The 1,363-nt window shown below is 49.6% G+C and carries 1 rRNA gene (cut by a window edge); it reads right to left on the bottom strand.

Annotated features, from left to right (window positions below):
- A 23S ribosomal RNA gene (locus J5M56_RS23435) occupies window positions 1-1,169 on the bottom strand (it extends 1,822 nt beyond the left edge of the window).
- Window positions 1,170-1,363 lie beyond the last annotated feature (194 nt).

The following is a 1,363-nucleotide window of genomic DNA, read 5'->3' as shown; positions in this document are numbered from 1 at the left end:
ACCAAAGGTGATACCCGTAGCTTCGGTGCATGGTTTGAGCCCCGTTACATCTTCCGCGCAGGCCGACTCGACTAGTGAGCTATTACGCTTTCTTTAAAGGATGGCTGCTTCTAAGCCAACCTCCTAGCTGTCTAAGCCTTCCCACATCGTTTCCCACTTAACCATGACTTTGGGACCTTAGCTGACGGTCTGGGTTGTTTCCCTTTTCACGACGGACGTTAGCACCCGCCGTGTGTCTCCCATGCTCGGCACTTGTAGGTATTCGGAGTTTGCATCGGTTTGGTAAGTCGGGATGACCCCCTAGCCGAAACAGTGCTCTACCCCCTACAGTGATACATGAGGCGCTACCTAAATAGCTTTCGAGGAGAACCAGCTATCTCCGAGCTTGATTAGCCTTTCACTCCGATCCACAGGTCATCCGCTAACTTTTCAACGGTAGTCGGTTCGGTCCTCCAGTCAGTGTTACCTAACCTTCAACCTGCCCATGGATAGATCGCCCGGTTTCGGGTCTATACCCAGCGACTAAACGCCCTATTAAGACTCGCTTTCGCTACGCCTCCCCTATTCGGTTAAGCTCGCCACTGAATATAAGTCGCTGACCCATTATACAAAAGGTACGCAGTCACCTAACAAAGTAGGCTCCCACTGCTTGTACGCATACGGTTTCAGGTTCTATTTCACTCCCCTCTCCGGGGTTCTTTTCGCCTTTCCCTCACGGTACTGGTTCACTATCGGTCAGTCAGTAGTATTTAGCCTTGGAGGATGGTCCCCCCATGTTCAGACAAAGTTTCTCGTGCTCCGTCCTACTCGATTTCATTGATAAGAGACTTTCGTGTACGGGGCTATCACCCACTATGGCCGCACTTTCCAGAGCGTTCCACTAATCTCAAACCAACTTAAGGGCTGGTCCCCGTTCGCTCGCCACTACTAAGGGAATCTCGGTTGATTTCTTTTCCTCAGGGTACTTAGATGTTTCAGTTCCCCTGGTTCGCCTCTTGCACCTATGTATTCAGTACAAGATACTCAGCTTATGCTGAGTGGGTTCCCCCATTCAGAGATCTCTGGATCACAGTCTGTTTGCCGACTCCCCAAAGCTTATCGCAGGCTACCACGTCTTTCATCGCCTCTGACTGCCAAGGCATCCACCGTATGCGCTTCTTCACTTGACCATATAACCCCAAGCAATCTGGTTATACTGTGAAGACGACATTCGCCGAAAATTCGCATGTTGCGCTTACGCGCAGAACTCACAAATTTTACCTTAGCCTGATACCCAGCAGTGAAACTGGCTATCAGTCTATATCTATCACATATCCGAATTTTTAAAGAACGATCTGACAAAAGCCAGAAATCAACATTCGAC

The sequence above is a fragment of the Pseudomonas sp. 51_B genome, assembly GCF_017491595.1.
GTDB classification, from domain to species: domain Bacteria; phylum Pseudomonadota; class Gammaproteobacteria; order Pseudomonadales; family Pseudomonadaceae; genus Aquipseudomonas; species Aquipseudomonas promysalinigenes.
The sequence above is the reverse complement of the archived record's forward strand: the minus strand, read 5'-3'. Positions and strand labels throughout refer to the sequence as shown.